At 65.2% G+C, this 6,158-nt stretch carries 7 protein-coding genes; 4 read left to right on the plus strand and 3 right to left on the minus strand.

Annotated elements, in window-relative coordinates; all coding sequences use genetic code 11:
- Positions 1–13: 13 nt before the first annotated feature.
- Complete coding sequence (locus ACI944_RS10485) at positions 14–988, plus strand: ArsA family ATPase (protein ID WP_411719003.1); 975 nt, start codon at positions 14–16, stop codon at positions 986–988.
- 15 nt (positions 989–1,003) lie between these two features.
- Here ACI944_RS10485 and ACI944_RS10490 read toward each other — a convergent pair whose 3' ends face one another.
- On the minus strand, positions 1,004–1,939 hold the full coding sequence (locus ACI944_RS10490) for an MBL fold metallo-hydrolase (protein WP_411718997.1): 936 nt from the start codon (positions 1,937–1,939) through the stop codon (positions 1,004–1,006).
- Between the two features lie 108 nt (positions 1,940–2,047).
- Here ACI944_RS10490 and serS point away from each other — a divergent pair, with 108 nt between their 5' ends.
- A complete protein-coding gene (gene serS / locus ACI944_RS10495; RefSeq protein ID WP_411718998.1) occupies positions 2,048–3,424 on the plus strand; it encodes a serine--tRNA ligase in 1,377 nt (458 codons plus the stop codon).
- 23 nt (positions 3,425–3,447) lie between these two features.
- On the opposite strand, the gene ACI944_RS10500 is transcribed toward serS, so the two are convergent.
- On the minus strand, positions 3,448–3,789 hold the full coding sequence (locus ACI944_RS10500; RefSeq protein ID WP_411718999.1) for a nuclear transport factor 2 family protein: 342 nt from the start codon (positions 3,787–3,789) through the stop codon (positions 3,448–3,450).
- A 78-nt stretch (positions 3,790–3,867) separates the two neighbouring features.
- Between ACI944_RS10500 and ACI944_RS10505 the strand changes: the two genes are divergently transcribed.
- Entirely contained in the window at positions 3,868–4,371 is a 504-nt protein-coding gene (locus ACI944_RS10505) for a DUF367 family protein (RefSeq protein WP_411719000.1), read from the plus strand.
- A 142-nt stretch (positions 4,372–4,513) separates the two neighbouring features.
- Here the strand turns inward: ACI944_RS10505 and ACI944_RS10510 are convergent, their stop codons facing one another.
- On the minus strand, positions 4,514–5,350 hold the full coding sequence (locus tag ACI944_RS10510) for a hypothetical protein (RefSeq protein ID WP_411719001.1): 837 nt from the start codon (positions 5,348–5,350) through the stop codon (positions 4,514–4,516).
- A 184-nt stretch (positions 5,351–5,534) separates the two neighbouring features.
- Between ACI944_RS10510 and ACI944_RS10515 the strand changes: the two genes are divergently transcribed.
- Positions 5,535–6,158: amidohydrolase family protein (locus ACI944_RS10515; RefSeq protein WP_411719002.1), on the plus strand; the 624-nt coding region annotated here is incomplete at its 3' end.

Consider the following 6,158-nt stretch of genomic DNA (forward strand, 5'->3'; position numbering starts at 1 on the left):
GGAGGTGGTGACTGTGGAACAGTTCGTCTTCTTCGGCGGCAAGGGTGGTGTCGGCAAGACGACCGTCTCCTGTGCGTACGCGGTCCAGTCGGCGCGGGACGGCCACCGGACGCTCGTCGTCTCGACGGATCCCGCCCACTCCGTGACAGATGTATTCGACCAGTCGTTCGACGACGATGCGACCCCGGTTGCGGGGGTCGAGAATCTCGAGGCGATGCAGATCGACCCCGAAAAAGAGGTGACGCGGCATCTCGACGAGATCAGACAGGATCTCTCCGAACAGGTGTCGGCGGCGATGGTCAACGAGATCAACCGCCAACTCGAGATGGCACACGACACGCCCGGGGCGTACGAGTCGGCGCTCTTCGATCGATTCATCGATGTGATGCGCTCGGCGGAGCCCTACGACCGGGTCGTCTTCGACACCTCACCGACGGGGAGTACCCTCCGACTGCTCGGCCTCCCGGAACTACTTGAGGGGTGGATCGACCGGCTGATGTACAAACGCCGGACGAGTATCGACCTCTTTGAAAAGGCCGCGATCGGCAACAACGAGCCGAGGCGGGTAATGGACGGCGACCCCGTCCTCGCCCGGTTACAGGAGCGAAAGGAGTTCTTCGAGTTTGCCGGATCGACCCTCCGGGAGGACGCGGCCTTCTTTCTCGTATTGAACCCCGACGAGTTGTCGTTGAACGAGACCGAACGCGCAGTCGAGGCGATGACCGAATCGGGGCTCTCCGTCAGGGGGTTGGTCGCGAACCGCCTGACGCCGTCGCCCGACGACGACGAGGACGGACGGGGAGCGCGCTATCTGAGAGAGCGCGTCGCGACCGAGGAAAATCGGCTCCGCCGCGTCCGCGAGGACTTTGAGACGCCGCTCGTTGCCGAGATCGAGACCAAAACATCGGAGATAAAAGGCGACCTCCTCGTCGAGGTCGCTCGAGCGCTCGATATCGAGACGGCGCTCGATAACGCTGAGCCCGCCTGAACTCCCTGCGGGCGTCTACGCCCCGCTCTGCCCATCCTGTCCCGTCTCTCGCTCATCCCGTTTTTGAAGATATCGTAACACGCCTTGGAGGTTCATCCTGATCTCGCTGGCCGCGCTCTGTTCGCCCCACACGTCCGGCGTGTCGGCGCGCTCGAGAAAGTATTCGACCATCGCGTCCTCGTCGTCGAACTCGGCCCGCGCTGTCTCGACCGCCTCGACCCAGCGCTCCGTCACCTCGACGTACTCATCGATCCGCCCCGCCGCCGACTCCGGCCCAAAGTGGCCATAACAGATCGTTTCCGGGGCCAGCTCCCCTATCATTCGTGCGTCTTCGATGACCGTCTCGAGGTCGAATCCCGGCGGCGGCGACGTCTCGATCACCCGATCCAGTTGGGGCACGTAGATACCGGCCGCGTCGGCGGCGAAGATCGCGTCGGCGTCGGCATCGTGGAAGATCGCCTGGTGGAAGGCGTGTCCGGGGGCGTGATAGACATCGAGTGTTCGGTCGCCGAGATCGACCGTGTCACCGCCCTCGAGCGCCGTGATCCGCGCCTCGGGGATCGGTTCGGGTTTGGTGTAATGCTCGATCCGGTCTCCGACGGCCGCCTTCGTCCCCGCCCAGAGGCGGCCCGGATCGACGAGGTAGTCGACACCGGCCTCGTGGACAAGTACTTCGGCGTCCGTCTCCTCGGCGAGCACCCAGGACCCGCCGGCGTGGTCCAAGTGGACGTGCGTCGGGATGATGTACGCCAGTTCGTCGCGGCCGATCCCGAGCGCATCGAGTGCGTCGAGGATACACTCGTAGTTGGTCCCGAGGCCGGTGTCGATCACCGCCGGCCGTTCCGCGTCGTATATATAAACGGAGCCGGACTCAGGTAGGCCGTACAGCCCGACGTCGACGTAGTAACAGTCGGGAATAGACGCCACTGAGTACACGTCACCTATGGCCATACCTGACGTTTCGCCGTCCGGTATTAAAGCCACTCGCTATGTGGGCGACCACGAGCCGATCCCGCGTGACCGATACGATTTTCAGCCGCCGCGGCGAACCGCCGCTAAATGTTATCTAGGCAGTTCGTCCGTAAGAACCCCGACGAGATCCGACGCGCGCTCGAAACAAAGGGCGTCGACGTCGATCTCGATCGGATCCTCGAGGTCGACGAGGAGTGGCGCGAACTCAAGGCAACTGGCGACGACCTCAGGCGGCAGCGAAACGAGATCTCGAGCGAGATCGGCGGACTCAAGCGCGAAGGCAAGGAGGAGGCGGCCGAGGCGGCGATCGAACGCTCTAGCGAACTGAAAGAGGAACTGGAGGCCGTCGAATCTCGCGCCGAAGAACTTGAGGCCGAACTCGAAGCCACTCTGCTTGAGCTCCCGAACCCGCCGCACCCCGACGCTCCCGTCGGCGAGGATGAGTCCGACAACGTTGAGGCCGAGCGCTGGGGGTTCGGCGACCGACGGACGCTTCCGGACCCGGTCGTCCCCCACTACGACATCGGCGAGGAACTCGGCATTCTTGATTTCGACCGGGGGGCGAAAGTCTCCGGCGGCGGCTTCTACTTCGCGACGGGTGAGGGCGCGCGGCTGGAACACGCGCTGATCCAGTTCATGCTCGAATTCCACCGCGAGGAACACGGCTACACCGACGTGTTCCCGCCGATCCCGGTCAACTCCGCCTCGATGCAGGGGACCGGCCAGTTCCCGAAGTTCGTCGACGACGCCTACCGCGTCGGCGGCGCCAACGAGGCGGCCTACGACGACGACGACCTCTGGTTGCTCCCGACCGCGGAGGTTCCAGTCACCAACATGTACCGCGACGAGATCCTCCTCGATGACGACCTGCCGATCAAACACCAGGCGTACACGCCGAACTTCCGGCGGGAGGCCGGCGAGCACGGGACCGAGACGCGCGGCATCGTTCGCGTTCACCAATTCAATAAGGTCGAGATGGTGAACTTCGTCCGCCCCGAGGAAAGCTACGACCGACTGGAGGGACTTCTGGCGGAAGCGACGGCAGTGCTCGAACGGCTCGGGCTCCCCTACCGGGTCCTTGAGATGTGTACCGGTGATATGGGATTCACGCAGGCGAAAAAGTACGACGTCGAGGTGTGGGCACCGGGCGACGACATGGACGGCGGGCCCGAGGCCGGCGGGCGGTGGCTTGAGGTGTCCTCGGTTTCAAACTTCGAGGAGTTCCAGGCCCGGCGAGCAGGCATCCGGTATCGGCCCGAACAGCACGAGTCCGCGGAGTACGTCCACACGCTCAACGGCTCGGGGCTCGCCGTCCCCCGAGTGGTCGTCGCGATACTTGAGTACTACCAGAACGCCGACGGGACCGTCGACGTGCCGGAGCCGCTACAGCCCTATATGGGCGGTCTCGAACGGATTGAGGGCCACGATCCCGTCGGCGAGTCGGCGCTTGGCGCGGGCGAGTAAGCGGCCTCGGGCCATCGGGGCGGCTACTCCGGCCCAGGGCCCGTGTACGTCCGTATGCTCGCGATACTGCTCTCTCCGATCTCGAACGTATCGACGAAGCGAAACCAGGTCTCCCCGTCGGCATCGAGCAGTTGTCCCTCGACGGCAACGTTCTCATCCCCGGCGGCGTAGACGGATTCGACGACGTGGGTCGTCTCGCGTTCGGGACGGCCGCTCCGCATGAACGCGACGAACTCTTCGCGTCCCTCGATCGTCCGGTCGGGACGCTGGTGGACGAACCCGGCGGAGACAATCCCCGCGAGCGCGTCGTAATCGTCCTCGTCGATCGACCGGTAGTACTCCCGAGCGAGCGTGGCCCCGTCCATACCGAATAACATTCGGGGCGCGATCATATATCCGGCGGCGGCCGAGCGACTTTTCTCCCGGCGGCGGCAACTGCGGGCGTGGAGTTACACGTCCGGTACGAGGGCGACGACGATCCCGAGAAATGCTCGGCCCGAAAGCTCGCTCGTTTCGACCTCGTGAGCCTCCATCGATCGACCCGAGAGACACCCGCCGGCATCGTGCTCGATCCCTACGCCGACCGGGCGCTCTCGCCGGCCGACGCGGAGGGGGACCCGCCTCACGGACGATTGATCGCGCTGGATTGCTCGTGGGAGACCGCCGAGGCGGAGGCGTTCCGTCTCGATGGCCCTCACCGATCGCTACCGTTTCTCGTCGCCGCTAACCCAGTCAACTACGGGACGCCGTTCCAGCTCAACACCGTTGAGGCGTTCGCGGGCGCGCTCTGTATCCTTGGATACCGCGACCGTGCCGAGGAGATACTCGGAAAGTTCCGGTGGGGACACACGTTCTTGGAGCTGAACGAGGAGCCGCTCCGGCGGTACGCCGACTGCACTGACTCCTCGGACGTGGTCGACGTGCAATCGGAGTACCTCGACGCCTGAACCGCCCGCACTCCGCCACGACTGCCTCCCGGTTGTTTATAACCGATCACGGGACCAGCCCGTCGCGTGATCTGACATCGAGCCCGCGGCGAACACGGTGGGTGTCCGGTACACCGCCGCGGGATGGAACCGGTACCGGCTGTCAGCCCAATTGAATCGGATCAGTCGTCGGCTCGATCGAGACGGCGACCTCGTCGCCGGGCTCGAAGTCGTGTCCTTGCTGAAAGACGAGTTTCGTGCCGAACGGAACCTGTGACGCGAACAACGAAAGCCCGGTTGCGCGGCAGTTATCGGCGAACACCGCCACGTCTGCCCAGCTAATCTCCCGCCCGTCGGCCGTCCCGATCGGCGTACCAAGCAGCGATCGCTCACCCTCGGCGGTCGCAAGCGTTCCGCCGCCGCCGTAGTGGACGAGTCCGCCCTCAAGTGGGACGCCGTCGGTGTCCGCCAGCGCGGCGAACCCCTGCTGCCCCCGACTCGACGGCGAGTCGAGGCGAATATGGGTTGGCCCTGTCTCGACAACTGTTCCCCGACCGTTCCAGTCAAGACCGGTGACCGATACGCCGAGGTCGATCGGGAGCGATCCGCTCGCCCGATAGAGGTTCTGCGCCGGCCGACGGAACCCAAGGTGGAGGTGGTTGTCGACCCACCGACCGAAGAAGCCGGACCTGACGAGCGTTCCGAGTCGATCCCCGATCTCCACCCGCTCGCCGGCCTCGACGTCAGGGTCGACGTGGAGAACCCGCGCGATATGAGAGCCACAATCGAGGAGAAGCAGGTGATCCTCGGAGACGGCGTATGGGCGGTCCGGACACCTGACCGTCCGGATCGATCGGACGGGCCCGGAGACGGGCGAGACCGCTCGATCCGTTCCGGGATAGAGATCGATCGCACAGCCCGCATCGTGTGCCGGATACGGCGAGTTGTAACGAGAGAACCGCTCGTACCGATCGAGCACGGCCGCCGCGAGTGAAACCATACAATCGGTTCGTTCCCGTCGGGCTTATCCACGTCGGCACTCCCAGCCGATCACGTGTGTCGGCCGATCGGCGACCGTCGAGGAACCGCCCGTCGCTGACCACGGGAGCGATACGATGTACCCTCAGACCGTCCAGCCGCTGCGCTTCGTGAGGCTTACGGCCGTCGGTCGAGGACGTGAGGTAATGCTATTTCGCGACGCGACGCTGGCCGACGGACGGGTGCGCGACGTTCGGATCGACGGAGAGTCGATCGCCGAGGTCGGGACCGGACTCGATGGCGCCGACGAGACCGTCGACGTCGACGGGAAACTCCTGTTACCCGGGATGATCGATGCCCACGTCCACTTCCGCGAGCCGGGGTTCTCGCACAAGGAGACTTGGCGAACAGGGTCGAAAAGTGCCGCCGCGGGCGGCGTCACGACGGTGTTCGACCAGCCGAACACCGAGCCGCCGACGGTCGACGCGGCGGGTTACGAGCGAAAGGCCGAACTCGCGTCGGCGTCGCTCGTCGACTACGCGATCAACGGCGGCGTCACCGACGCTTGGGTCCCAGACGAACTCCTCGGGAAGCCGATCGGTGCGCTCGGCGAGGTCTTTCTCGCCGACTCGACGGGAGAGATGGGGATCGACACGGAGCGCTACGAGGAGGCGGTGAAACGCGCCCGCGAAGCGGGCGTTCCCATCACGGTGCACGCCGAGGACGCGACGCTGTTCGACGAATCGGCCGAGGATCGAACCGACGCCGACGCTTGGAGCGCCTACCGGACCGCCGCCGCCGAGATCGAGGCGATCCGACACGCCTGCCGG

The sequence above is a fragment of the Natronomonas sp. genome (assembly GCF_046710025.1).
Lineage (GTDB): Archaea > Halobacteriota > Halobacteria > Halobacteriales > Haloarculaceae > Natronomonas.

Bases quoted from the DNA above. Each gene is read 5' to 3' on its own strand.
- ACI944_RS10490 (WP_411718997.1), bottom strand. From the start codon at position 1,939: ATGGCCATAGGTGACGTGTACTCAGTGGCGTCTATTCCCGACTGTTAC.
- ACI944_RS10510 (WP_411719001.1), bottom strand. From the start codon at position 5,350: ATGGTTTCACTCGCGGCGGCCGTGCTCGATCGGTACGAGCGGTTCTCT.
- serS (WP_411718998.1), top strand. From the start codon at position 2,048: ATGTTATCTAGGCAGTTCGTCCGTAAGAACCCCGACGAGATCCGACGC.
- ACI944_RS10500 (WP_411718999.1), bottom strand. From the start codon at position 3,789: ATGGACGGGGCCACGCTCGCTCGGGAGTACTACCGGTCGATCGACGAG.